Source organism: Photorhabdus viridis (assembly GCF_040256935.1).
Lineage (GTDB): Bacteria > Pseudomonadota > Gammaproteobacteria > Enterobacterales > Enterobacteriaceae > Photorhabdus > Photorhabdus viridis.
On sequence record NZ_JBEJZY010000278.1, the window covers coordinates 1 to 440 of the forward strand.

A 440-nucleotide genomic window follows, 5' to 3' on the forward strand; every position below is an offset into this window, starting at 1 on the left:
GCCAGTCAGTGTGGTCCAGCGCATAGTCGAGGTGGGTCAGCAGCTGTTCCTGTACCTGACGCTGGCCGTTAAATACCTGACTCCAGCGTTCGCGCATGTACTGTTCTACCAGTGACTTATTGCGGCCGCTGCGGTCTTCCAGCATCCGCATGATGCGAAGGACTTCGAGTTTCTCTTCACTGCCTTTGGCCGCCTGGTTCAGGTCATCCAGCAGGCCATTCATCAGGGCGGGCAGGAAGCGCTGGGACAGCAGTTGCAGGTAGGTGTTTTCAACATACGGACCGACATCAGCGCCCTGGTACAGCCCCATATCAGCGAGCAGCCCTTTCTGATGGTAATCCCCGTAGGCAAGAGTCGCTTCCCGGATAGGGTTCAGCAGGGGCAACTGTAAGTTTCCGTTGCGGTCTTCCCCTTTGGGTGGGGGAATGGACAGGAAGGTT

The 440-nt window shown here is 57.3% G+C and carries 1 protein-coding gene; it reads right to left on the minus strand.

The window, feature by feature from the left end:
* On the minus strand, window positions 1-440 hold a 440-nt coding region (locus tag ABR397_RS23350; protein ID WP_350307781.1), incomplete at both ends, for an ImcF-related family protein.